Genomic DNA, 22,936 nt, shown 5'->3' with positions numbered 1-22,936 from the left:
ACGTCGGGGCTCTGCGGGGGAACCCGGCATCTAACAGGCGGGCCCCGGCCGGGCAAACGGCGCGGCATCGGTCTTGCTCGGTTCCGCCTTGCCTTCGCCCGGATCGTCGTCTCCGATGCGTGGGCCTGGGAGCCAAGACGTCGCGCGCGGGGATCCGCCATGAGCACGAGCACCATCAGCATTCGTCGCGCCCGCTCCACGGATGCCGACCGCCTGTCGGATGTCTTCGAGGAGACCTGGCGCGAGGCCTATCGCGGCCTCATCCCGGGCGTGTCCCTGGAGCGGATGATCGCCCGGCGCGGGTCGCCGTGGTGGCTCGGGGCGGCGCAGCGCCGGCGTCCCCTCGTGGTGGTAGAGACGGGGGCGGGCGTCGTCGGCTACGCCGTCTACGGGCCGGCCCGGGGGCGCGGCCTCGACGCGGCGGGTGAGATCGACGAACTCTACATCCTGCCCACCCACCAGGGCCTCGGCCTCGGCCGGCGGCTGTTCCGCGCCGTGCGCAACGACCTGCACGACCACGGCCTGCACAGCCTCGGCCTCTGGGCGCTCGCGGGCAACGACCGGGCGGAAGCGTTCTATCTCGGGCTCGGCGCCGCGATCGTCGGACAGGTCAGGGACAGCATCGCCGGCGCAGTGCTGCCGAAGGTCGGCTACCGCTTCACCTGACTCCTCCACTCGCGAAATCGGCTGGTCCTCCCCATGTCCCACCGAGGCATCGGGCCGGGGGAGCGCCAATGGACGTCAACGGGCAACGGGCCGTCACCGCGCGGGACTGGGACGCGCGCGTCGCGCGCCTCACGGAAAAGATGCCGGCCAGTCTCGCCAAGGCCCTGGCCTGGCTGCGCGAGCCGTCCCGGCGGATCGTACGGATCGCGGCGGCGCTCCTATTCATCCTCGGCGGCGTGTTCTCGATCCTGCCGGTCCTCGGCCTGTGGATGCTGCCCGTGGGGCTGGCACTCCTGAGCGAGGACATTCCTGGCCTGAAGGTCCCCCTGGAGCGCAGCGCCCGCTGGATCGTCGCGACCTGGGAACGGGTGACGGCGCGGTTCCGGCGGCGGGGGCCGGGGGCATGATAATCCCCGCCAAACGTATCCGTACGGTGGAGCGAGTGATTTCCTTGGTGCGACAACGGCCTTAAGAGACGCCTGGAGAGGCCTCTGCGGCCCGAAGCCCACGGGAGAAACAGCCCATGATCATCGACAATGTCTCGATCGGAAAGAACGCCCCCGACGACGTGAACGTCATCATCGAGGTTCCGATCGGCGGCGACCCGATCAAGTACGAGATGGACAAGGAATCCGGCGCCCTCGTGGTCGATCGGTTTCTCTACACGGCGATGCATTATCCGGGCAATTACGGCTTCATCCCCCACACTCTCTCGGGTGACGGCGACCCGTGCGACGTGCTCGTGGCCAACACCCGCGCCATCGCGCCCGGCGCCGTCATGAGCGTGCGCCCCGTCGGCGTGCTGGTGATGGAGGACAATGCCGGCGAGGACGAGAAGATCATCGCCGTGCCCTCGCGTCACCTCACCATGCGGTACGACCGGGTCGAGAACTATACCGACCTGCCCGACATCACGATCCACCAGATCCAGCACTTCTTCGAGCACTACAAGGATCTCGAGCCCGGCAAGTGGGTGAAGATCGTGCGCTGGGGCGACAAGGCCGAAGCCCATCGCCTCATCCACGAAGGCATCGAGCGCGCCAAGGCGCAGAAGGCCTGAGAGGGCCACAAGCTGGGGGGGGGCCGGCAGGCTCCCCCGACACGCGCCGACGGAACGATTCCGTCGGAATCCCGGATGCGAAGGACGGTGCGGACGGCTCTACAAGTCCTGCCCGCGCAGCAGCCTCGGCCCGTCGCCGCGCAGGGCTGAAGCCTGCCCGATGAACAGACGCTTGAGGCCGGGCAGGCGGTCCACGAGACCGAGACCGAGGTCGCGCGCGAGGCGCACCGGCAGGGCGTCCGTGGAGAACAGGCGGTTGAGGCCGTCGGTCATCGCCCCCATGGCGAGGGTCTCGAACCGGCGGTCGCGCTCGTAAGCCCGCAGCACGTCGGGGGCGCCGGGATCGAGGCCGAGGCGCAGGGCATCGGTGACGGCCTCCGCAAGGGACGCCGCGCCAGCGAGACCGAGGTTGAGCCCCTGGCCGGCGATGGGGTGAATGACGTGGGCGGCGTCGCCCAGAAGCGCCAGCCGCTCGGCCCGGAACCGGCGCGCGAGGCCGAAGGCGAGGGGATGGGCGCTCGGCCCCGCTTCGAGCACGAGACGGCCGAGGCCGTGCCCGAATCGCCGTTCGATCTCCGCCAGGGTCTCGTCCGGGCCGCCCCCCAGCAGGGCGGCCACGTCCGCCGTCCGCTCGGTCCAGACGATGGACGAGCGATGGCCGAGCGCCCCCCCGTCGACGAGGGGCAGGATGGCGAAGGGTCCGCTCGGCAGGAAGTGCTCGTAGGCGCGTCCCCCGTGGGGGTGCTCGTGCCCGACGGTCGCGACGATGCCCGATTGCGGATACGACCAGCCGACCCAGCCGATGCCGGCGGCCTCGCGCAGCCGCGAGCGCGCGCCGTCCGCCGCCACGAGGAGACTCGCGGAGAGCGACGTCCCATCCGTCCGGACGAGATCGATGGTCTCGCCCACGGGGTCGGCGGCGGTGATCCCGACGGGATCGAGGGCCACGCCCGCCGCCGCGCAGGCCGCGAGCAGCGCCGCGACGAGGGGTTCGGCCTCGACCATATGGGCGAAGGGCTCACCGGCTTTTGCATCCTGAGCGAAGGTGAGGAAGACCGGCCGGACGGGATCCGTGAGCCGGCTGTCGCTCACCGCCATGTCGCGGATCGGCTCGGCCGCCGCCGACACCCCGTCCCAGATCCCGAGGCGCTCGAACATCCGTCGCCCGCCGGCCGCCACGGCGTAGGCCCGGCCGCGATGGCGCGCCGTCCCGGACGCGAGACCGGGATCACAGACGGTGACGGCGAGCGCGGGACCGTGAGCCTGCTTCAGCGCGAGGGCGAGGCTGAGCCCCGGGATCCCGGCGCCCGCCACCACCACCCTGCGCTGCCGCGATCCGTCCATCTCAGGTCCCCGTCTCGTGTCTCACCGGAGTGCCACTCCCGGCGCCGGAGGGCAACGCATGGCGACCGCCCGGGGCAGCGTCATCGTCACCCGCCGATTCGCACGCCACCGCCCGGCCCCCGCATGGATCGCGGCGCCGGGGCTTGCTAAAGCCGGCCCCTTCCTCCCTCGCGACCGAGGACGCCGCATGACAGGCATCGTCACCGAACTCCTCGAGATCCTTGACCTCGCGCCCCTGGGGCGGGACCAGTTCCGGGGGCACAGCCTGCAGACGGGCTGGTTCCGCGTTTTCGGGGGCCAAGTGGTGGCCCAGGCCCTGGTGGCGGCCTCCCGCACGGTGCCGGAGACGCGCCCGCCCCACTCCCTGCACGCCTATTTCCTTCTCGGCGGCGACCCGAAGGCACCCATCGACTACGCCGTCGAGCGCATCCGCGACGGCGGCAGCTTCGCCACCCGCCGGGTCGTGGCGAGCCAGCACGACCGAGCGATCTTCGCCATGTCGGTCTCCTACCACGACGCCCAGACGGGCGTGTCCCATCAAGCCGCCATGCCGGACGTGCCGCCGCCCGAGGCCGTGGCCGAAGCCCCCGCCGCCGCCGCGCAGGCGGCCCGCGACGGCGCGGCGATCCCGGCACCGATCCTCTCCTATTTCGGCCAGAAGCGCCCCATCGAGCTGCGCCCCGTCGAGATCGAGCGGTATCTCCGCCGCGCCCCGCGCGATCCGCGCTTCCATGTCTGGATGCGCGCCGTCGACCGCCTGCCCGACGACCCCGCCATCCACCGAGCGGTCCTCGCCTACGCCTCCGACATGACGCTCTTGGACGCCACCCTGATCCCACACGGGCAGACGGTGTTCGACGGCGAGATCCAATCGGCGAGCCTCGATCATGCCCTGTGGCTGCATCGCCCGTTCCGGGCCGACGAATGGCTGCTCTACGCCCAGGACAGTCCGAGCGCCGACGGCGCGCGCGGCTTCGCCCGTGGACAGATCTTTTCGCGGGACGGCACCCTGGTGGCCTCCGTCGCCCAGGAGGGCCTGATCCGACCGCGCCACGCGACGCCGTAAGCCGGATAACCCAGTCATTAGGACGAGCCCGCGTGTGGGACCAGAGGGCTCGCGGGTCGATGATTTGCCTCTTCACGCGCCAATATGCCTCGATATCGCGCAAACTTGGCCGTAATTTCGCACGCATCCGAGTCAGTGTCAGAGCAGTTTCTAGGCACGCGGGCACGACGGCGAAAAGTTCCCGTTGGCATAGTCCTTGAATGATGCGGGCCAAGCGTCCGGGTCACTCCGATCCGCGCTGTCAGCCTGACCGGTCGGATCGCGACGCGAGAGCGCGCCGGCCGGACACCAACTCGGGACAAGGGGGCGCCGCCCATGAAAATCGTGATGGCTATCATCAAGCCGTTCAAGCTCGAGGAGGTCCGGGATGCCCTGACCGGCATCGGCGTGCACGGCCTCACCGTCACCGAGGTGAAGGGCTACGGCCGCCAGAAGGGCCACACCGAGATCTACCGCGGTGCCGAATACGCCGTGAGCTTCCTGCCCAAGCTGAAGATCGAGGTGGCGGTGGCCTCCGATCTCACCGGCAGCGTCATCGACGCCATCGCGGCGGCCGCCCGCACGGGCCAGATCGGCGACGGCAAGATCTTCGTGCTGCCCCTCGAGAAGGCCGTACGCATCCGCACCGGCGAGACCGACGTCGACGCCCTCTAGGCCGACGGCAGCGCGTCCAGCCCGCTTCCGGGCCTGGGGAGAGCCGGGCCGTCGGCCCCCGCCCTGATCGTTTCAACCCAGCATCACACAGCGACCGGGAGTCCTGTTTCCATGAAGCTTCGCAACGCCCTGGCCCTCGGGATGGGAGGCGCCGCCCTGGCGCTCCTGTTCATCGAGCCATCCCTCGCGCAGTCGCCGACGACGGAGGCCGTGCCGGCCGCCGCGAGCGCCGCGCCGGTTCCGAACAAGGGCGACACCGCCTGGATGCTCATCTCCAGCGCCCTCGTGCTGCTGATGGTCGTGCCCGGCCTCGCCCTGTTCTACGGCGGCCTCGTGCGCACCAAGAACATGCTCTCGGTGCTGACGCAGGTGTTCGCCATCGCGTGCATCTCCTGCCTCCTGTTCGTGATCTTCGGCTACAGCCTCGCCTTCACCAACGGCGGCGGCCTCAACGACTTTGTCGGCGGCTTCTCGAAGGCCTTCCTGAAGGGCATCGACCCGAACTCCACGGTCGCCACCTTCTCCAACGGCGTCGTGATCCCCGAATACGTCTACATCTGCTTCCAGATGACGTTCGCGATGATCACCCCGGCCCTCATCGTCGGCGCCTTCGCCGAGCGGATGAAGTTCTCCGCCCTGGTGGTGTTCATGATCCTCTGGACCACGCTCATCTATTTCCCGATGGCCCACATGGTCTGGTACTGGGGCGGCCCGGACGCCGTCGGCAACGCCGCCAAGGCGCTGGCCGCCGCGACGGACGACGCCTCGAAGGCGACCGCCCAGGCGGCCCTCGACGCGGTCAACGCCGATGCCGGCCTGCTCTTCAAGTGGGGCGCCCTCGACTTCGCGGGCGGCACCGTGGTGCACATCAACGCCGGCATCGCGGGCTTCGTCGGCTGCCTCATGCTCGGCAAGCGCATCGGCTACGGCCGTGACCTCCTCGCTCCGCACTCCCTGACCATGACCGCCATCGGCGCCTCGCTGCTCTGGGTCGGCTGGTTCGGCTTCAACGCCGGCTCCAACCTCGAGTCCAACGGCACCGCCGCCATGGCCATGCTTAACACCTTCGTGGCCACCGCCGCCGCCGCCCTCTCCTGGCTGTTCGTCGAGTGGATGCTGAAGGGCAAGCCGTCGCTCCTCGGCATGCTGTCGGGCGCCATCGCGGGTCTCGTCGCCGTCACCCCGGCCGCCGGTTTCGCCGGCCCGATGGGCTCCATCGTCCTCGGCCTCGCGGCCGGCGCCGTGTGCTTCATCATGTGCTCCACGGTGAAGAACGCGCTCGGCTACGACGACTCCCTCGACGTGTTCGGCGTCCACTGCATCGGCGGCATCCTCGGCGCCATCGCGACGGGCATCCTCGTCAACCCCGATCTCGGCGGCGTCGGCCTGCCGGACTACGCCTCGAAGCCCGGTGAACTTGCGGTCGGCCCCTACGAGATGGCCGCCGCCGTGCTCAGCCAGGTCAAGGCCGTCGGCTTCACTATCCTGTGGTCCGGCATCGGCTCCGCCATCCTGTACAAGCTCGTCGATCTCACCATCGGCCTGCGCGTGACCCAGGACGAGGAGCGCGAGGGCCTCGACATCGCCGATCACGGCGAGCGCGCCTACAACTACTAGGATCGTCCACGCCCCGGTCCTGCCCGGGATCGGAAAAGCGAGAGGCCCCGGATCCTCCGATCCGGGGCCTTTTTCGTGTGCCTCCCGTTTTGGCCCCCTGGGGGCCCTGGCCGCCGGCTGACTTAAACCGACATTAACTTTGCGGCCGTTAGCGTTACCGGATCGTTCCCCCATCGCGTCTGGTACAGCATGCGCTCGCTTCGCCGTTCCGCATCGCCCTACGACACGTTCGTCGACAGCTTTCGCCCCTTCCTGGCCAAGCGGATGACGGAGTTGGGCGGTCTCATCCTGTTTGCCGGCGCGACGGCGCTCACCGTCGCCTTGGCGACGTGGTCCATCGACGATCCGAGCCTGAACCACGCCACCGATCACGCCGCCCACAACGTGCTGGGCACCGGCGGGGCGGTGATGTCCGACCTCGCCATGCAGCTCCTCGGGCTCGGCTCCCTCGCCCTCGTGCTGCCGCCGGCCCTGTGGGGGCTGCAGCTCATGCGAGCGCGCGCCCTGCCGCGCGGGGGCCTGCGCATCACCCTGTGGATCATCGGCTTCTTCTCGGCGAGCGCCGTCGCGAGCGCCCTGCCGTCGACGGCGCGCTGGCCCCTGCCGACGGGCCTCGGCGGGGTCGCGGGCGATGCCCTGATCCATGCCGCCCGCACCATCGTGGGCATCGTCGCGTCGCCCGCCGCCGCGCTCGTCGGGTTCCTGTTCGCCGGCATCGCCATCCTCAGCCTCACGGGCGCCTGCCGCGTCGGCGACGTGCCGGACGAGGAGGAGGAGGAGCCCCTGCATCCCGTCCGCCCGGCCCGGCGCGTGCGGGCCGACGGCCGGTACGAGGAGGACGAGCCGAGCCTCGGGATCGTGTCCCTCGGCGCCCTGGCGCAAATGCTCATGGGAGGCCGTGCGGCTGTCGCCGCCCGCGTCGAGACCTGGCGCGAGGGACGTGCCGCTCAGGCGGAGCTGTCGCATGACGGCGCCTCGCCGGCCCTGGCCGCCCGCCGCGCCTTCTCGGACGAGCCGCAGCCCTGGGAGGCGATTGCGCCGCAGGGCGCCCGCCGCGAGCCGGTGTTCGACGGCGAGGAGGCTCCCGCGCGGCGGGACCCCGCGGCGATGCGACGGACCGCCCCCATCCTTCACGACGACGAGCCCGATGATGGCGGCGAACCGATCTTCGCCGAGGAACCGACGGTGGCCGCTCCGGACGCGCGCTCGCGCGTCGCGCCCCCTCCGGCGCCGCCCGTGCCCCAGCGCCGTCCCGCACCGGCGCCGCCGCACAATCCGGGCGTCTACGCCGTTCCGCCCCTCGGCCTGCTGGCCGAGCCACCCCTCGTTTCGCCCTCGGCCCAGGTCTCCTCGGAGGCGCTGGAACAGAACGCCACCCTGCTCGAGGCCACGCTGAGCGATTTCGGCGTGCGCGGCGACATCCTGGCCGTGCGCCCGGGCCCCGTCGTGACCCTGTACGAACTCGAGCCGGCGCCCGGCACCAAGTCAAGCCGCGTCATCTCGCTGGCCGACGACATCGCCCGCTCCATGTCCGCCGTCTCGGCCCGCGTCGCCGTGGTGCCGGGCCGCAACGCCATCGGCATCGAACTGCCGAACACGCGCCGCGAGACCGTGTACCTGCGCGAACTCCTCGCCTCCGTCGACTTCGCCGAGACGAAGCAGAGCCTCGCCCTGTGCCTCGGCAAGAACATCGGCGGCGAGCCGATCATCGCCGACCTCGCCCGGATGCCGCACCTGCTGGTGGCCGGTACCACGGGCTCGGGCAAGTCGGTGGCCATCAACACCATGATCCTCAGCCTGCTCTACCGGATGACGCCGGAGGAGTGCCGCCTGATCATGGTCGATCCCAAGATGCTCGAACTCTCCGTCTACGACGGCATTCCGCACCTGCTCTCGCCCGTCGTCACCGATCCGAAGAAGGCAGTCATCGCCCTCAAATGGGCCGTGCGTGAAATGGAGGAGCGCTACAAGAAGATGTCCAAGGTCGGTGTGCGCAACATCGACGGGTTCAATGCGCGCCTCGCCGAGGCGCGCGGGCGCGGCGAGATCCTGACCCGGACCGTGCAGACCGGGTTCGACCGCGAGACGGGCGAGGCCGTCTACGAGAACGAGGAGATGGACCTCACGCCGCTGCCCTACATCGTCATCGTGGTCGACGAGATGGCCGACCTGATGATGGTGGCGGGCAAGGATATCGAGGGCGCGATCCAGCGCCTCGCCCAGATGGCACGGGCTGCGGGCATCCACCTCATCATGGCGACGCAGCGCCCGTCGGTGGACGTCATCACCGGCACCATCAAGGCGAACTTCCCGACGCGGATCTCCTTCCAGGTCACCTCGAAGATCGATTCGCGCACGATCCTGGGCGAGATGGGCGCCGAGCAGCTGCTGGGCCAGGGCGACATGCTGTTCATGGCCGGCGGCGGGCGCACGACGCGCGTGCACGGGCCGTTCTGCTCGGATTCGGAAGTCGAGAGCGTGGTCGCCCACCTCAAGCGCCAGGGGCGGCCGTCCTACCTCGAGGCGGTCACCGCCGACGACGGCGAGGGCGCCAAGGGCGGTTCCGCCGACGAGGTCGAGATGGACGGCGCCGTCTTCGACCAGGGCAGCTTCGGCGAGGCCGGCGGCGACCTCTACGCCCAGGCCATGCAGGTGGTGCTGCGCGACAAGAAGGCCTCGACGAGCTACATCCAGCGCCGCCTGCAGATCGGCTACAACCGCGCCGCCTCCCTCATGGAGCGTATGGAGATCGAGGGCATCGTCGGCCCCGCCAACCACGCCGGCAAGCGCGAGATCCTGGTGGAGGCGGACGGCTGAGTACGGCCCGCCGGCATCCGCCCCAAACGAAAACCGCCCCGGAGGGAAACCCTCAGGGCGGTTTTCGGTTGGACCGAACCTGGAACCCCGGCGGCGAAGCGGAACCGAAGCCGCCTCGCCGCGACGACGTCACACCCGGCTGACGCTCGTGCCGTTGATCTCGGCGATCTTCGTCGCACCGACCTGGCGCATGATCGTCTCGAACTCGCGTTGCATGATCGTCAGCACCATCTCGACGCCGGGCTGTCCGAAGGCGGCGAGCCCCCAGGCGTAGGGACGCCCGACGCAGACGGCGGTGGCGCCGAGGGCGAGGGCCTTGATCACGTCGGTGCCGCGGCGGAAGCCGCCGTCGATGAGGACCGGAACCTTGCCGTTCACGGCCCCGACGATCTCCGGCAGGACGCCGATGGTCGATTGCAGGCTCTCCTCGGCGCGGCCGCCGTGGTTCGACACGATGAGGGCGTCGACGCCGTAATCGAGGGCCTTCTTGGCGTCCTCTTGGGTGACGATACCCTTGAGGACGAGCTTGCCCTTCACGACGCCGCGCAGGCGCTTCACGTAGTCCCAGGTCATGCCGGTGCCGTAGAGGTTCGTGACCTTCGACACGTCGAGGTCGTCGAACATCGGCTTGCGGCTGACCTCGTTCTTGAAGCCGGGGGTGTGGCAGTCGGTGCAGGTGCGGGTGTCACCCCGGCGCTCACGGAACAGGGTCTCGGTGTTGCGGCCGCCCTGGCGGTCGACGGTGAGCACGATGGCGGGGGCGCCGGCCTTCTCGGCGCGCTTCACCAGGGCCTCGGTCACGGCCCAGTCGTCGGTGGGGTAGAGCATGTACCAGACCGGCGAACCGCGCTCCTTGATCACGTCCTCGATGGAGGTGCTGCCCACGGTGGACAGGATCATCTGGTGGTTCTTCGCCTTGCAGGCGCGGGCGACGGCGCCCTCGGCCTCGGGGTGGAACGCCCCCTGGCTGGAGATGGGGGCCAGCGCGATGGGGCTGCCCCAGGTCTCGCCGAAGATCTTCACGGTGGTGTCGATCTTGCGGACATCGATGAGGCGGCGGGCGCGGATGGCGATCTTCTCGAAGCCGTCGCGGTTGGCCTTCAGGGTCTCGTCGCCGTCGACGCCGCTGGCGAGATAGCCGTAATGCGCCGGGGGCAGGACCTTCTTCGCCACGAGCTCGAAATCGAACACGTTGAGGGCCTGGGCGGGATTGGCGATGAGGTCACCGTCGAGGACGGGGGCCTGCCGCAGGACGTCGTAGCTCTGGGCAAGGGCCGAGGACGAACCGCCGAGGAAGCCCGCCACGAAGGCAACGGCGCCGGGGGCCAGCATCGGGCTGGCGGACAGAAATTCCAGAAGTTTCCTGCGGCTGAGCTGAGTCTCTCCACCGTTGGACTGCTGGTCTGATCTTGACATCGGAATTATATATCTCGCTCGACTGACACGATAGGCTGGCCTTCTCACCTATACCCAGTCCTCGACGCAAGATGCCGCAGTGCAACACCTATATGTTGCGGTGCGATTGTTCCCACTCCCGCCCCTCGCACGCTCCGTCAGGCGCGCGGACCGAGGAGGATCACCCCGGCGCCGACGAGGCAGAGGGCCGCCCCCGCGACGTCAAAGCGATCAGGACGTTGGCCTTCAGCACCCCACATCCACAGGAGCGAGGCGACGATGTAGAGGCCGCCATAGGCCGCGTAGGCGCGCCCCGCCGCCTCGGCCTCGACGCGGGTCAGGAGCCAGGCGAACAGCGCCAGGGCCACGGCGCCGGGCACGAGCCACCAGGCGGAGCGCCCGAGGCGCAGCCAGGCCCAGACCGAGAAGCAGCCGGCGATCTCGAACAGGGCGGCGGCGGCATAAATGAGAACCGTCATCGGACGGTGAACCGGTAGGTGGTGGCGGCGGAAAAGGGCTCGCCGGGGTGCAGGGTTGCGCTCGGGAAATCCGGATGGTTCGGGGCGTCGGGAAACCCCTGCGCCTCGAAGCACACGGCGTCCCCGGCCCGGTAGAGGCCGCCGCCCGAACCCGTCACCGTGCCGTCGAGCATGTTGGCGGTGTAGAGCTGGAGGCCCGGCCGGGTGGTGGCGACCGTGAGGGACCGGCCGGATCCCGGATCGTGTGCGGTGGCCGCGACGCGCAGGGCTCCGGGATCACGCAGCACGAAGGTGTGATCGTAGCCCTTGCCCCGGATCAGCTGGTCGTCGGCCGCACGGATGCGCGCGCCCAAAGCCGTGGCCTCGCGAAAATCGAAGGGCGTGCCGGCGACAGGGCGCCGCTCGCCCGTGGGAATCTGGGCCTCATCCACGGCCAGGAACGCGTCGGCCGCCACCGTCACCCGGTGATCGAGGACGCTGCCGGCGCCTTCGCCCGCGAGGTTGAAGTAGCTGTGGTTGGTCAGGTTGAGGATCGTCGGCCGATCGGTCTCGGCCGCGTAGGCGATGGCCAGGGTCTCGTCGTCGGGGAGGCTGTAGGTCACCCGCACGGCGAGCGCGCCGGGAAAGCCTTCCTCGCCGTCGGGCGAATCGTAGGCCAGGGTCAGGTCGGTGTCCGAGGCCGCCTCGACCCGCCACACCTTGCGGTCGAAGCCCTGCCTGCCACCATGCAGGGTGTTGGGCCCTTCGTTTCGGGGCAGGTCGTAGACCCGCCCGTCGAGGCTGAAGCGGCCTCCCGCGATGCGGTTGGCAAAGCGCCCGATGAGGGCTCCGAAATGAGCGTCGCTGGCCTCGTAGCCGGGGAGGTCGGCGGCCCCCAGGACCACGTTGGCGATCCGTCCGGCCCGGTCGGGCACCGCGATCCGCGTGACGATCCCGCCATAATCGAGGATCTGCACGGTGAGGTTACCCCGCGCCAGGGTGTGGCGGGTAACGGCGTGGCCGTCCTTCGTGCGGCCGTAGGGCTCCGGAGTCATGGGGCGTGGCCCTCCCTGATCGACGATCCGTCCGGATCAACGTGGGGCGCGCCGGTTCGCGTCACGGCGCCAGGGTCTCGTCCGCGGCATCCCCGGAGAGTTGCATGCGGTGGAGGCGCGCATAGGCACCGCCGCGAGCCATCAAGTCCGTGTGCGTGCCGGTCTCGGCGACGCGGCCGGCCTCCATCACCACGATGAGGTCGGCGTCGCGCACCGTCGAGAGGCGGTGGGCGATGACGAGGGTGGTGCGCCCCTGCATGAGCCGCAGGAGGGCGGCCTGGACCAGACGCTCGGATTCGGAATCGAGGGCGCTCGTCGCCTCGTCGAGGAGGAGGATCGGCGCGTCCCGGAGGAAGGCGCGGGCGAGCGAGATGCGCTGGCGTTCGCCCCCCGAAAGCCGCCCCCCGGCGGGGCCAACGCGGAACCCGTAGCCCTCTGGCAGGCGCGAGACGAAGCCGTGGGCGGCGGCCGCTTCCGCCGCCGCCTCGATCTCGGCCTGGCTGGCACCGGGGCGGCCGAAACCGATATTGGCCGCCACCGTGTCGTCAAACAGCACCACCTCCTGGGACACCACCGCCACGGCGCGGCGGAGCGACGCGAAGGTCACGCCCCGGATGTCCTGCCCGTCGATGGCGACGGAGCCGGCATCGACGTCGTAGAGGCGCGGCACGAGGTTGAGGAGGGAGGATTTCCCCGAGCCCGAGCGCCCGACCAACGCGACGGTGGCCCCGGCCGGCACCACGAGGTCGATGCCCTCGAGGGCCGGGGCGTCGGGGCGGTAGCGGAAGCGCACGTCGCTGAAGCGGATCGACCCGCCGTCGATCCGCAGCGCCTTCGCGTCCGCCGCCTCGCGGATCACCGGCGCCTCGTCCATGAGGGCGAAGTAGCGCTGAAGCGCGGCCCCCGCCTCCTGCAGGATGGCGTTGAGGGTGCCGAGCGCCCGGGCCGGCTGGGCGGCGAGCAGCAGGGCGGCGACGTAGCCGGTGAAATCCCCCACCGTGCGCTCGCCCGACATCACCCGCTGGCCGACCAGCACGAGCACGGCGGCGACGGCGAAACCGCCGCCGATCTCGAGCAGCGGATCGAGGCGCCCGCGCGCGTTGGCGGCCTTCATCTTGAGGCGGCGGACCTCGTCGAAGGCGCTGTCCGCCCGACCCTTCAGATAGCCTTCCAGGGCATAGGTCTTGGCGATGCGGGCCCCCTGCAGGCTCTCCGAGATGAGGCTCGCGGTGAGCCCCATCTGCTCCTGCGTCGTCGTCGAGACCCGGCGCAGCTTCTTGCCGACCCGGCCGATGGGGCCGGCGACGAACGGCACGGTGATTCCGGCCACCAGGGTGAGGAGCGGGTCCATCCAGATCAGCGCCGCCACGAGGGCGACGAGCATGGCGATGTCGCGCAGGAGCACCGTGGAGATGCGGGTCAACGCTTCCTTGATGAAGGCGAAATCCGTGGTGAAGCGCTGGGTGAAGGCGGCCGGGCTCTCGCGGCCGAGCTGGGCGAGATCCGAATCGATGAGGTGGGCGTAGAGGGCGGCCTGCATGTCGGCCTCGACCCGCGTCACCACCCGGTTGGTCAGCACGGTCTGGCCGAACAGGGCGAACCCCCGGATCGACGTGATGGCGATGACGATGAGGGGGCCATAGGCCAACGCCGCCGTGTCCTTACTGTCGAAGGCGTCGAACGCCCCCTTGATCAGGGCCGGGTAGAAGCCCGTGGCGGCGCCCACGATGGCGATGAGCACGAGCACCACGGCCAGCGTCGCCCGGTGGGGCCTGAGCCATTCGCGCCAGACGCGGCCGAGGAGGGGGAGGGTGTCACCCCTGAGGAGCGGCCGACGCGCCATGGTATCTCGTCTGTCCCAACGCCCTTGCATACAGGCCCGGCCGGTCTTTGCGGCCGGGGGGGCGAGAGATCAAGTCGCCGGCCGGGGCTTGGAAATGTGATACTGTTACACTACTGACGTGCGGCACCTTGACCTCAGGACTTCGCCGATGCCGCGTGGACGCCCCTCGACCGGACTGCCGATGGCGTTCGCCCTGCTGCTCGCTGCCCTGTGCGGCGCGGCGCCGGCCCTGGCCGATGCGCAAAAACTGCGGGTGGTGGCGACCTTCTCGATCCTCGGCGACCTCGTGGCGCAGGTCGGCGGCGACCGGGTGGCGGTGACGACATTAGTGAAGCCCGACGCCGATGCCCACGGCTACGCCCCGGCGCCCAGCGACGCCCGGACCGTCGCGGCGGCGGATCTCGTCGTCGTCAACGGGCTGGGGCTCGAAGGCTGGATCGATCGCCTGATCAAGGCGTCCGGCACCAAAGCACCGGTGGTGGTGGCCTCGAAGGGGATCAGGCCCATCGAGGAGGCCGACGATCATGGCCATGGCCACGGGCAAGACCACGCCCACGACCACCATGCCGATCCGCATGCCTGGCAGAGCATCGCCAACGCCAAGGTCTACGTCGCCAATATCCGCGACGGCCTCGTGGCGCGCGATCCCGCTCACGCGGCGGAGTACGCGGCGCGGGCCCAAACCTATCTCGGCGAGCTCGACGCCCTGGAGAAGGACGTCCGCGACACCATCGCGAAGATCCCGCCCGCGCGGCGGCGGATCATCACGACGCACGACGCCTTCGGGTATTTCACCGCCGCGTACGGCCTCACCTTCATCGCGCCGCAGGGGGTCTCGACGGACAGCGAGGCGAGCCCGCGCGATGTCGCCCGCATCGTCCGGCAGATCCGGGCGGAGAAGATCCCGGCGGTGTTCCTGGAGACCATCGCCGACCCGCGCCTCATGGAGCAGATCGCCCGCGAGAGCGGCGCGGCAGTCGGCGGCAAGGTGTATTCCGACGCCCTGTCGGGTCCCGGCGGCCCGGCGCCGACCTACCTCGCGATGATGCGCAACAATCTGGCCGCCTTCGCCAAGGCGCTGGGGGCGAACTGAGACATTCGGGTCTCGAAGGGCCAACCCCTGGAGGGAGGTCGGGCGCAGCCCGACACCCGCCGAAGGGGTGACCCCTTCGGTAGCCCGGACTGTCAGGCGCGATGAGGGAGGCGCGCGAGCTGCGCCTGAATCGCCGCCGCGTCGTCGAACGCGAGGGTCACGGGCAGGACCGCGACACGGCGCGCAAAATCCGGCGGCAGACGGACATGGTCCTTCTCCGTGGTGACGAGGTCGGCCCCGAGCCGCGCCGCCTCGGCCGCGAGGGCGGCGAGGTCCGCGCCTGCGTAGGGGTGGTGATCGGGAAACGCGCGCGTGCCGACGACCTCGGCGCCCGCTTCGCGCAGCGTCGCGAACATCTTGCCCGGCCGGCCGATCCCCGCGAAGGCCAGGACCCGGCGCCCGGTCCAATCGCCGCCCGACACCAGGCGGGCGCGGTGGACGGGCAAGCCGCGCCGGACCGCCTCCCCGGCGACGGCCTCGCCGGGCGCGCCGTGCCCGACGAGAACGACACCGTGGACGTGGCGCCATTGCCGGGCGATCGGGACCCGCAGGGGACCGGCGGGAAACACCCGGCCGTTGCCGATGCCGGCCCCCGCATCCACCACCGCGAGGGCGAGATCCTTGGCGAGGGCCGGGTTCTGCAGGCCGTCATCCATCACGATGATGTCGGCGCCCGCCGCGACGCAGAGGCGCGCCCCGGCCACGCGGTCGCGCGCGACGATAGTCGGGGCGTGGCGGGCCAGCAGCAGGGGCTCGTCACCGGTCTCGGCGGCGGCGTGCCGGTCGGGATCGACGCGGATGGGGCCGGGCAGGCGCCCGCCATAACCGCGGGTCAGGAAGCCGGGGGCGGCGCCGAGGTCGCACAGAAGGGTCGCCAGGGCGAGGGCGGTCGGGGTCTTGCCGGCCCCCCCGAGGGTGAAATTGCCGACGCAGAGGACGGGGCAGGGCGCGGGCGTTCCCGGCTGGTCCATCCGGACGGCGCTGCGCCAGCCGTAGAGGGCGGCCAGCGGCGCCAGCGCCCGCGCGGCGGGATGCCCCGGCCCAGCGTTCCAGAAGGCTGGCGGCCGCATCAGGCCGCGCTCATGGCGCTACCGGGGGCGAGGCCGAGGCGAGGGCCGCGAGTCGCATCTGCGCGACGAACGGATCGAGCGCCGCCAGGGTCCGCTCGACGGCACCCTCGAACGGCGCCAAGGCCGCCGCCCCCGCGCGGGCCATCCCGTCGATGCGGGCAGGGTCGGCGAGGAGATCGTCCAGGGCCGCCGCGAGGTCGGCGCCGTCGGCGACGCAGCGGGCACCGCCCGCCGCATCGAGGGCTCGGTAGACCTGGGCGAAGTTGAAGATGTGGGGCCCGTGCAGGACGGCCGCCCCGAGGCGCGTCGGCTCGATGGGGTTCTGGCCGCCGCGCTCCACCAGGGAGCCGCCGAGATAGACCACGGAGGCGAGGCGATAGAACAGCCCGAGTTCGCCAAGCGTGTCGGCGACGTAGACGTCGATGTCCCCGTCCGGGCGGCCGCCCTGCGAGCGCCGGGCGCTGCGCAAGCCCTCGGCCGCCGCGCGGGCGGCGACGTCGCCGCCGCGGTGGGGATGGCGCGGCACCACGATGGTGAGGAGCCGGGGCCATCGCGACTTCAGAGCCGCGTGAACGCAGGCCACCACGGCATCCTCGCCGGGATGAGTGCTCGCCGCGACCCAGACCGGTCGGTCGCCGATGCAGGCGCGCAGGTCGGCGCATTGCGGCTCGTCCACGAGCGGCACGTCGGAATCGTATTTGAGGTTGCCCGCGACACTGACCCGGGGGGCACCGAGGCGCGTGAAGCGGGCCGCATCCTCCTCCGTCTGCGCGAGGCAGACGGCGATGCGCGAGAGGAGGGCCCGGGCCGTGCCCGGGGTGCGGCCCCAGCCCCGGCAGGATCGCTCGGACATCCGGCCGTTGACGAGGATGAGGGGCGTGCCCCGGGCGTGGAGCCCCGTCACGATGCTCGGCCAGATCTCCGATTCCGCCACCAGGGCAAGGTCCGGCCGCCAATGGTCGAGGAAGCGCCCGACCCAGCGCGGCGCGTCGAGGGGCACGTATTGATGCACGGCCCCCGGCGGCAGGCGGCTGCCGATGAGGTCGGCGGCGCTGCGGGTGCCCGTGGTGACGAGCACCGAGAAGCCCCGCGCGATCATGCCGTCGACGAGGCCGACGAGGGACAGGACCTCGCCGATGCTGGCCCCATGCATCCACACGAGGGGGCCGATGGGCCGGGGGCGGCCCGGCACGCCCCGGCGCTCGGAGAGCCGCGCGGGATCCTCCTTGCCCCGGCGGGAGCGCCAGGCGAGGAGGCCGGTGACCGCCGGCTCGCCGAGGAGGAGGCCGTAGCGGTAGGCCCGGAGCAACGCCGTGAGCGGTGTCGCCCTCACGCGGGGTTCCCCACCCGATCGGGGCGGCCGACGAGGCCGTAAGCGCGGTCGTGGACGCGGTTCATCTCCGCCTCCACGGCGAGGCGCAGGGCCTCGAACGCCTCCGGCTCGATCTCGCGCGGCACGAGGATCGGCGTGCCGAACACCATGGCGCCCCGTCCGAAGGGAAGCCCGAAGCAGGCGCGGTCCCAGCTGTTGAGGCGCAGGTGCCGGCTCGTCACCACGGCCACGGGCACGATGGGTCGCCCGGAAAAGCGCGCGAGGGTGAGGATGCCGGCGTCGCAGCGGCGCGACACCTTCGGCACGTCGGCGCTGAAGGCGACGGATTCGCCGTTCTTGAGGGCGCGCAGCATGGCGCGCAGGCCCTCGGCACCGCCCTTGGCCTTCACGTCACGCACGGCCCGGCCGCGTGCGCCCGACGCCCGGATCACCCGCACGCCCATGCGCTCGAGGGCGATGGTGTTGATGTTGCCGTCCGCCGAGCGCGAGATGATCGTGGCGATGCGGTCGTGCGGCCGGCGCATGAACGAGATCATCGTGTGCTGGCCGTGCCACATGCCGGCGATGAACGGGCCGAGTCCGTCGAGCCACGGATCGGGCGCGGGCGGCTCCACGACGAAGCGGTTGGTGGCGCGCACGAGGCGCAGGTAACCGCCCGCCACGCGGCCGAGGGCCTGCTGGACCGCCGGAGCGCGGCCGATGCGCTTGAGGACACTCATGAAATCGCCTTCGCGCGATGGCTCGCGACCGACCCGGCGCGGGCTCGCCGGGGCAGGGACGGCCGGGGCCGCGCCGGGCGGTGTCTAGCGCCGTTGCCCGAGACGACGCAACGCCGGTCCCCCGCTCCCCCGATGCCGAAAACATCGGCCGCGCGGCGAAATCGGACCGCAACCACGAGAAACCGGCTTGTCTGGAACTATTCCAATCAATAACCTGGAATGATTCCAATAAGGAGATCGTCGCCATGATCGTCGATGCCTCGGAGCTGGTCCCGCCCGCAAATTCCATCGACGCGACCACGGAGGCCCACAGGGCCTTCGTTCTGCGTTACGTCCAGCCCGCCCTCGCCGGCCTCATCGACGGTTCGGTCTCGACCCTGGCGCCGATCTTCGCGGCGGCTTTCGCCACGCACAGCAACGCCGCGACCTTCCTCGTCGGGCTGGCCGCCTCCATCGGCGCAGGCATCAGCATGGGGTTCACCGAGGCCCTGTCGGATGACGGGTCGATCACCGGGCGCGGGACGCCGGGGATGCGCGGCCTCGTCTGCGGGGCGATGACCACGCTCGGCGGCCTTGGACACACACTGCCGTATCTCGTGCCCGACCGCTGGCCGAACGCCTTCGCGTGGGCGACGGGGCTCGCCATCCTGGTGGTCGCCGTCGAACTCGTGCTCATCGCCGGCATTCGCACGCGCTACATGGCCACACCGTTCTGGCGGGCTGCCCTGCAGGTGGTGCTGGGCGGCGCCCTGGTGCTCGCCGCCGGCATCGCCATCGGCAGTGCGTGACCAAGGTTGACCCCGGCGCCCGCAATGGCGATGCGGAGGGACGTTCCCAGCCGCAACGGACACGCATGTTCCGCCTCGCCCACATCACCGATCCGCATGTCGGGCCGCTGCCGCGCCCACGCCTGCGTCAGCTCTTCAGCAAGCGGGCCACGGGCTACGTGAACTGGCGGCGCGGCCGCAAGAACGCCCACGACATGGACCTGCTCGCCGCCCTGGTGGCCGACCTGCAGACGCAGCCGCACGACCACATCGCCTGCACGGGGGACCTCTGCAACATCGGCCTGCCGAGCGAGTGGGCGACCTCGCGAGTCTTCCTCGAAGCCCTCGGCGGCCCCGACAGCGTCAGCTTCGTGCCGGGCAATCACGATGCCTACGTGCGGGGCTCCCTCGACGGACTGCTCGCCGCCTGCGGGGCCTGGACCACGGACGACGACGGCGCCACGGGCGTGTTCCCTTACCTGCGCCGGCGCGGCCCCGTGGCGCTCGTCGGGCTCTCGTCGGCGATACCGACGAAACCGTTCGTCGCCACCGGCCGCCTCGGGCCGCCGCAGATCGCGGCGGCGCGCGGCCTGCTGGAGCGCCTCGGCGCCGAGGCCGAGCCACCGTGCCGTGTGGTGATGATCCACCACCCGCCGCATCCGGGGGGCGCGTCGTCGGGCCGTGAACTGACGGACGCGGCGGCTTTCATGGCGATGATCGCAGAGGCCGGGGCCGACCTCATCCTGCACGGCCACAACCATCTCGGCAGCGTGCATTTCGCGGCGGGGCCGGGGGGCAAACCGGTCCCGGTGGTGGGCTGCACGTCGGCCTCGGCCCGCGAGGGCGGCCCGAACCGGCGGGCGAGCTACTACCTCTACACCATCACCCGGAACGGAAGCGGCTTCGACATCCAGGGACGGGAGCGGGGCCTGACGGAGGCGGGTCTCATCGACGACCGCGGCCCCCTGCGGCTGACGCCGGCTTAGGGGCGTCGCCCGCATGCGGGCGACGCGAGCCTCGCCGTCAGACGGTGAGACCGTGGGACTGATTCACCACGGCCACGGCCGTGAGGAGTTCGAGATCTGCCTCGTAACGCTCGGCCTGCAGGCGGGTGAGGCCGCTGACCAAGACTTCGGTCCCACGGTAGACAGTGTAGGTTCCATCGTGGGTCGGCTTGACGCGAATGGTCTGGGACATGGCGAACACCTTGTCTCGAGTTTGAGCCGTCGAACGCTGTGAAGTGTGTGACGGTAACCCAATTTTAACGCGGAGCAAGATCGCGCACGTCGCCCGCACAAGACTTTCGATGCGGCAACGCAAAAGAGCCGGCTCGGGAAAACCGACTCGATTTGAAATTCCAGCAGAAAAACCAAGCTTTTCAACGTTTCGCGACGCATCAACGGCGCTAAAAGCGGCAATGCCCAGCTGTCATGGTAAGATTGATCAAAAGCTCAACAGTCCACATCGACAAATGATGATTCATGGAGCAAATGGATTGGCGCGCCCACGGGGAATCGAACCCCGGTCTGATCCGTGAGAGGGACCTGTCCTAACCGCTAGACGATGGGCGCGGTCTTCAATCCAACGCGGCCCTTGAGAGGCCCGCGCCGCTTCCCTTGGTTCCGATCCCGGTGGGACCGTCCGGCGGGAGGAAGCTTCCCGGCGGCGTGGCGTTCGTATAGCGACGGTCCGGCGGGGGAGCAAGTGCCCTCGCGCGTGTTTTTGGCGCGTGTTTTTGCGTCCCCCGGCGGGCGCAGGTTTCGAGGCGGAGGGACGATCGTTGCAGCAACCAGAGGACCGTCGGACGACACTCTCCGACGAAGTGACCCCGGAGCGCCTGGACCGGGCCCTGGCGCGGGCCTTTCCAGACGTGTCGCGGGCGCGGCTGCAGGATCTCATCCGGACGGGCCAAGTCCGGCGCAACGGGGCGGTGGTGCTCGACCTGTCGGTGAAGGTCGGTCCGGGGACCGAACTCACGGTGACGATTCCCGAAGCGGTGGCGGCGGCGCCGCGGGGCGAGACCCAGGCCCTCGTCGTCGTCTACGAGGACGATGACCTCATCGTCATCGACAAGCCGGCGGGCCTCGTGGTGCATCCGGCGCCCGGCCACGAATCCGGCACCCTCGTCAACGGTCTCATCGCCCATTGCGGCGACAGCCTGTCGGGGATCGGCGGCGTGCGTCGTCCGGGCATCGTCCACCGCCTCGACAAGGATACGAGCGGCCTCCTCGTGGTGGCCAAGAACGACCGGGCCCATAAGGGGCTGACGGAGCAGTTCGCCGATCATGGCCGCACCGGCCCCCTGGAGCGGGTCTACCGCGCCCTGGTCTGGGGCGTACCGGAACCACGCGTCGGCACCATCGACGCACACCTCGCCCGCAGCCAACGCAACCGCGAAAAGATCGCCGTGGTGCGGGCCGAAACGGGGCGCGAGGCCATCACCCACTATCATGTCGAGGAGGCCCTCGACGCGGCGAGCCTCGTCGCCCTGGTTCGCTGCGAACTCGAGACCGGGCGCACGCATCAGATCCGCGTCCACATGAGCCATCGCGGCCATCCGCTGCTCGGAGACGCGGTCTACGGCAGCGCGTTCAAGACCAAGGCGGGTCGCCTCGGCGAGGAGGCGCGGGCGGCCCTGCTCACCCTCGGGCGCCAGGCCCTCCACGCCTGCGTCCTGGGCTTCGCCCATCCGCGCACGGGGGAGACCCTGTATTTCGAAAGCCCGCTGCCGCCGGACATGACGGCCCTGGCGGACGCCCTGCGCCGGAAGGGGGCCACCGCCTGAGGCGATCGCCGATGCCGATCCGCAACGGTCAAGCGCCAATCCGATGGGCGTGCGGAACGGCACCGCCGGGCGCGGCGTTTCGTGACACCCATGGGCCAACGCCGACATCGCGCGTTGACTGCGATGTTGGCGCGCCGAACCGCCTTCCGGGGTTTCGCGTTTCCCGGTAGATATGGGGAACCGGAAAGCCGGCTCAAGGGAGCGGCGGTTCGGATCGGGTCCGCCCCTCTGGGGGACCGTTGAAGGAGATGACATCATGGCCGGCGCACTGCCCGTGCTCGCCACCGAGGGTGGCCTGTCGCGCTACCTCGATGAGATTCGCAAGTTCCCGATGCTGGAGCCGAACGAGGAGTTCACCCTCGCCAAGGACTGGCGCGAGAAGGGGGACCGCGGCGCGGCTCACCGCCTCGTCACGTCGCACCTGCGCCTCGTGGCCAAGATCGCCATGGGCTATCGCGGCTACGGCCTGCCCATCGGGGAAGTCGTGTCGGAGGGCAATGTCGGCCTGATGCAGGCGGTCAAGCGCTTCGAGCCGGACAAGGGATTCCGGCTGGCCACCTACGCCATGTGGTGGATCAAGGCGGCAATCCAGGAATACATCCTGCGCTCCTGGTCCCTCGTGAAGATGGGCACCACGGCCAACCAGAAGAAGCTGTTCTTCAACCTGCGCAAGGCCAAGGGCCGGATCTCGGCCCTGGAAGAGGGCGACCTCAAGCCGGATCAGGTGGCCCAGATCGCCGTCAAGCTCGGCGTGCCCGAGCAGGAGGTGATCGACATGAATCGCCGCCTCTCCGGCGACACCTCGCTCAATGCGCCCTTGCGCGAAGAGGGCGAGGGCGAGTGGCAGGATTGGCTCGTGGACAACAGCCCGAGCCAGGAGACGGTGCTTGCTCGCGAGGAAGAGGGCCAGAACCGGCTCTCGGCCCTGCGCGACGCCCTGTCGGTCCTCAACGCCCGCGAGCGCCGCATCTTCGAGGCGCGCCGCCTCGCGGACGATCCGATCACGCTGGAGGATCTGTCGGGCGAGTTCGGCGTCTCGCGCGAGCGCGTGCGCCAGATCGAGGTCCGCGCCTTCGAGAAGATCCAGGAGGCCGTCAAGCGCAACCTCGCCTCCCGGGAGGCACCCCGCGCGGCCGGCCACGCCCTTAGCTGACGGCGGTCGTCACCGGACGAATGGCGGCCCCGTCACGGGGC

The 22,936-nt window shown here is 70.5% G+C and carries 20 protein-coding genes, 1 tRNA gene and 1 pseudogene; 12 read left to right on the top strand and 10 right to left on the bottom strand.

Features of this window, described 5'->3' with window-relative positions; translation table 11 throughout:
- Positions 1-159 precede the first annotated feature (159 nt).
- The 3 genes from MFF01_RS05220 to ppa all read left to right on the top strand — a co-directional run bounded on the left by MFF01_RS05220 (position 160) and on the right by ppa (position 1,726).
- On the top strand, positions 160-666 hold the full coding sequence (locus tag MFF01_RS05220; protein WP_238222646.1) for a GNAT family N-acetyltransferase: 507 nt from the start codon (positions 160-162) through the stop codon (positions 664-666).
- A 68-nt stretch (positions 667-734) separates the two neighbouring features.
- Positions 735-1,073 (top strand): hypothetical protein, encoded by a 339-nt coding sequence (locus tag MFF01_RS05215; protein ID WP_238222644.1) that lies wholly within the window; start codon positions 735-737, stop codon positions 1,071-1,073.
- A 116-nt stretch (positions 1,074-1,189) separates the two neighbouring features.
- Positions 1,190-1,726 (top strand): inorganic diphosphatase, encoded by a 537-nt coding sequence (ppa, locus tag MFF01_RS05210; protein WP_238222643.1) that lies wholly within the window; start codon positions 1,190-1,192, stop codon positions 1,724-1,726.
- Between the two features lie 99 nt (positions 1,727-1,825).
- Here the strand turns inward: ppa and MFF01_RS05205 are convergent, their stop codons facing one another.
- Complete coding sequence (locus MFF01_RS05205; protein ID WP_238222642.1) at positions 1,826-3,070, bottom strand: FAD-dependent monooxygenase; 1,245 nt, start codon at positions 3,068-3,070, stop codon at positions 1,826-1,828.
- Between the two features lie 187 nt (positions 3,071-3,257).
- Here MFF01_RS05205 and tesB point away from each other — a divergent pair, with 187 nt between their 5' ends.
- The 4 genes from tesB (at position 3,258) to MFF01_RS05185 (ending at position 9,224) form a co-directional block, all read left to right on the top strand.
- A complete protein-coding gene (gene tesB / locus MFF01_RS05200) occupies positions 3,258-4,136 on the top strand; it encodes an acyl-CoA thioesterase II (protein ID WP_238222640.1) in 879 nt (292 codons plus the stop codon).
- A 315-nt stretch (positions 4,137-4,451) separates the two neighbouring features.
- Positions 4,452-4,790, top strand: coding sequence for a P-II family nitrogen regulator (locus tag MFF01_RS05195; RefSeq protein WP_056094106.1), 339 nt, complete (start codon positions 4,452-4,454; stop codon positions 4,788-4,790).
- A gap of 111 nt (positions 4,791-4,901) precedes the next feature.
- Positions 4,902-6,407, top strand: coding sequence for an ammonium transporter (locus MFF01_RS05190; RefSeq protein ID WP_238222638.1), 1,506 nt, complete (start codon positions 4,902-4,904; stop codon positions 6,405-6,407).
- 189 nt (positions 6,408-6,596) lie between these two features.
- On the top strand, positions 6,597-9,224 hold the full coding sequence (locus MFF01_RS05185) for a DNA translocase FtsK (RefSeq protein ID WP_238222636.1): 2,628 nt from the start codon (positions 6,597-6,599) through the stop codon (positions 9,222-9,224).
- Positions 9,225-9,353: 129 nt separating this feature from the next.
- Here the strand turns inward: MFF01_RS05185 and MFF01_RS05180 are convergent, their stop codons facing one another.
- From MFF01_RS05180 to MFF01_RS05165, 4 genes are all read right to left on the bottom strand, one after another.
- Positions 9,354-10,640 carry an alpha-hydroxy acid oxidase gene (locus MFF01_RS05180; protein ID WP_238222635.1) on the bottom strand — a complete coding sequence of 429 codons (1,287 nt, stop codon included), beginning with the start codon at positions 10,638-10,640 and terminating at the stop codon, positions 9,354-9,356.
- 137 nt (positions 10,641-10,777) lie between these two features.
- A complete protein-coding gene (locus MFF01_RS05175; protein WP_238222633.1) occupies positions 10,778-11,098 on the bottom strand; it encodes a YnfA family protein in 321 nt (106 codons plus the stop codon).
- Positions 11,095-12,132: an aldose epimerase family protein gene (locus MFF01_RS05170; RefSeq protein WP_238222631.1), complete on the bottom strand. Its 1,038-nt coding sequence runs from the start codon at positions 12,130-12,132 to the stop codon at positions 11,095-11,097. Before MFF01_RS05170 ends, MFF01_RS05175 begins: the two co-directional genes overlap by 4 nt.
- A gap of 61 nt (positions 12,133-12,193) precedes the next feature.
- Complete coding sequence (locus tag MFF01_RS05165; protein ID WP_238222630.1) at positions 12,194-13,975, bottom strand: ABC transporter ATP-binding protein; 1,782 nt, start codon at positions 13,973-13,975, stop codon at positions 12,194-12,196.
- A gap of 181 nt (positions 13,976-14,156) precedes the next feature.
- On the opposite strand from MFF01_RS05165, the gene MFF01_RS05160 reads away from it, so the two are divergent.
- Positions 14,157-15,068: a metal ABC transporter substrate-binding protein gene (locus MFF01_RS05160; RefSeq protein ID WP_238223081.1), complete on the top strand. Its 912-nt coding sequence runs from the start codon at positions 14,157-14,159 to the stop codon at positions 15,066-15,068.
- Positions 15,069-15,160: 92 nt separating this feature from the next.
- On the opposite strand, the gene lpxK is transcribed toward MFF01_RS05160, so the two are convergent.
- The 3 genes from lpxK to MFF01_RS05145 are packed head-to-tail and all read right to left on the bottom strand — an operon-like array spanning position 15,161 to position 18,190.
- Positions 15,161-16,138, bottom strand: coding sequence for a tetraacyldisaccharide 4'-kinase (lpxK, locus tag MFF01_RS05155; protein WP_238222628.1), 978 nt, complete (start codon positions 16,136-16,138; stop codon positions 15,161-15,163).
- Between the two features lie 10 nt (positions 16,139-16,148).
- Positions 16,149-17,471: a 3-deoxy-D-manno-octulosonic acid transferase gene (locus MFF01_RS05150; RefSeq protein WP_238222626.1), complete on the bottom strand. Its 1,323-nt coding sequence runs from the start codon at positions 17,469-17,471 to the stop codon at positions 16,149-16,151.
- A complete protein-coding gene (locus MFF01_RS05145; RefSeq protein ID WP_238222625.1) occupies positions 17,468-18,190 on the bottom strand; it encodes a lysophospholipid acyltransferase family protein in 723 nt (240 codons plus the stop codon). The genes MFF01_RS05150 and MFF01_RS05145 overlap by 4 nt, the downstream gene beginning before the upstream one ends.
- A 311-nt stretch (positions 18,191-18,501) precedes the next feature.
- Between MFF01_RS05145 and MFF01_RS05140 the strand changes: the two are divergent.
- Positions 18,502-18,978 (top strand): annotated as a pseudogene (locus MFF01_RS05140) (VIT1/CCC1 transporter family protein); the annotation flags it as partial.
- Positions 18,979-19,043: 65 nt separating this feature from the next.
- Positions 19,044-19,943, top strand: coding sequence for a metallophosphoesterase family protein (locus tag MFF01_RS05135; RefSeq protein WP_238222624.1), 900 nt, complete (start codon positions 19,044-19,046; stop codon positions 19,941-19,943).
- 37 nt (positions 19,944-19,980) lie between these two features.
- Here the strand turns inward: MFF01_RS05135 and MFF01_RS05130 are convergent, their stop codons facing one another.
- Complete coding sequence (locus MFF01_RS05130; protein ID WP_238222622.1) at positions 19,981-20,154, bottom strand: hypothetical protein; 174 nt, start codon at positions 20,152-20,154, stop codon at positions 19,981-19,983.
- Between the two features lie 299 nt (positions 20,155-20,453).
- Positions 20,454-20,528: transfer RNA gene (locus MFF01_RS05125), tRNA-Glu, on the bottom strand.
- A gap of 209 nt (positions 20,529-20,737) precedes the next feature.
- On the opposite strand from MFF01_RS05125, the gene MFF01_RS05120 reads away from it, so the two are divergent.
- Together MFF01_RS05120 and rpoH are read left to right on the top strand one after the other, a co-directional pair.
- A complete protein-coding gene (locus tag MFF01_RS05120; RefSeq protein WP_238222620.1) occupies positions 20,738-21,742 on the top strand; it encodes an RluA family pseudouridine synthase in 1,005 nt (334 codons plus the stop codon).
- A 256-nt stretch (positions 21,743-21,998) separates the two neighbouring features.
- Positions 21,999-22,895, top strand: coding sequence for an RNA polymerase sigma factor RpoH (rpoH, locus tag MFF01_RS05115; protein WP_238222619.1), 897 nt, complete (start codon positions 21,999-22,001; stop codon positions 22,893-22,895).
- Positions 22,896-22,936 lie beyond the last annotated feature (41 nt).

It is taken from the genome of Methylobacterium adhaesivum, assembly GCF_022179065.1.
Taxonomy (GTDB): Bacteria; Pseudomonadota; Alphaproteobacteria; order Rhizobiales; family Beijerinckiaceae; genus Methylobacterium; species Methylobacterium adhaesivum.
The sequence above is the reverse complement of the archived record's forward strand: the minus strand, read 5'-3'. Positions and strand labels throughout refer to the sequence as shown.

What these genes read in the sequence shown, in the direction of transcription:
- MFF01_RS05220 (WP_238222646.1), top strand. Translation starts at nt 160, where the DNA reads ATGAGCACGAGCACCATCAGCATTCGTCGCGCCCGCTCCACGGATGCC.
- MFF01_RS05215 (WP_238222644.1), top strand. Translation starts at nt 735, where the DNA reads ATGGACGTCAACGGGCAACGGGCCGTCACCGCGCGGGACTGGGACGCG.
- ppa (WP_238222643.1), top strand. Translation starts at nt 1,190, where the DNA reads ATGATCATCGACAATGTCTCGATCGGAAAGAACGCCCCCGACGACGTG.
- MFF01_RS05205 (WP_238222642.1), bottom strand. Translation starts at nt 3,070, where the DNA reads ATGGACGGATCGCGGCAGCGCAGGGTGGTGGTGGCGGGCGCCGGGATC.
- tesB (WP_238222640.1), top strand. Translation starts at nt 3,258, where the DNA reads ATGACAGGCATCGTCACCGAACTCCTCGAGATCCTTGACCTCGCGCCC.
- MFF01_RS05195 (WP_056094106.1), top strand. Translation starts at nt 4,452, where the DNA reads ATGAAAATCGTGATGGCTATCATCAAGCCGTTCAAGCTCGAGGAGGTC.
- MFF01_RS05190 (WP_238222638.1), top strand. Translation starts at nt 4,902, where the DNA reads ATGAAGCTTCGCAACGCCCTGGCCCTCGGGATGGGAGGCGCCGCCCTG.
- MFF01_RS05185 (WP_238222636.1), top strand. Translation starts at nt 6,597, where the DNA reads ATGCGCTCGCTTCGCCGTTCCGCATCGCCCTACGACACGTTCGTCGAC.
- MFF01_RS05180 (WP_238222635.1), bottom strand. Translation starts at nt 10,640, where the DNA reads ATGTCAAGATCAGACCAGCAGTCCAACGGTGGAGAGACTCAGCTCAGC.
- MFF01_RS05175 (WP_238222633.1), bottom strand. Translation starts at nt 11,098, where the DNA reads ATGACGGTTCTCATTTATGCCGCCGCCGCCCTGTTCGAGATCGCCGGC.
- MFF01_RS05170 (WP_238222631.1), bottom strand. Translation starts at nt 12,132, where the DNA reads ATGACTCCGGAGCCCTACGGCCGCACGAAGGACGGCCACGCCGTTACC.
- MFF01_RS05165 (WP_238222630.1), bottom strand. Translation starts at nt 13,975, where the DNA reads ATGGCGCGTCGGCCGCTCCTCAGGGGTGACACCCTCCCCCTCCTCGGC.
- MFF01_RS05160 (WP_238223081.1), top strand. Translation starts at nt 14,157, where the DNA reads ATGGCGTTCGCCCTGCTGCTCGCTGCCCTGTGCGGCGCGGCGCCGGCC.
- lpxK (WP_238222628.1), bottom strand. Translation starts at nt 16,138, where the DNA reads ATGCGGCCGCCAGCCTTCTGGAACGCTGGGCCGGGGCATCCCGCCGCG.
- MFF01_RS05145 (WP_238222625.1), bottom strand. Translation starts at nt 18,190, where the DNA reads ATGAGTGTCCTCAAGCGCATCGGCCGCGCTCCGGCGGTCCAGCAGGCC.
- MFF01_RS05135 (WP_238222624.1), top strand. Translation starts at nt 19,044, where the DNA reads ATGTTCCGCCTCGCCCACATCACCGATCCGCATGTCGGGCCGCTGCCG.
- MFF01_RS05130 (WP_238222622.1), bottom strand. Translation starts at nt 20,154, where the DNA reads ATGTCCCAGACCATTCGCGTCAAGCCGACCCACGATGGAACCTACACT.
- rpoH (WP_238222619.1), top strand. Translation starts at nt 21,999, where the DNA reads ATGGCCGGCGCACTGCCCGTGCTCGCCACCGAGGGTGGCCTGTCGCGC.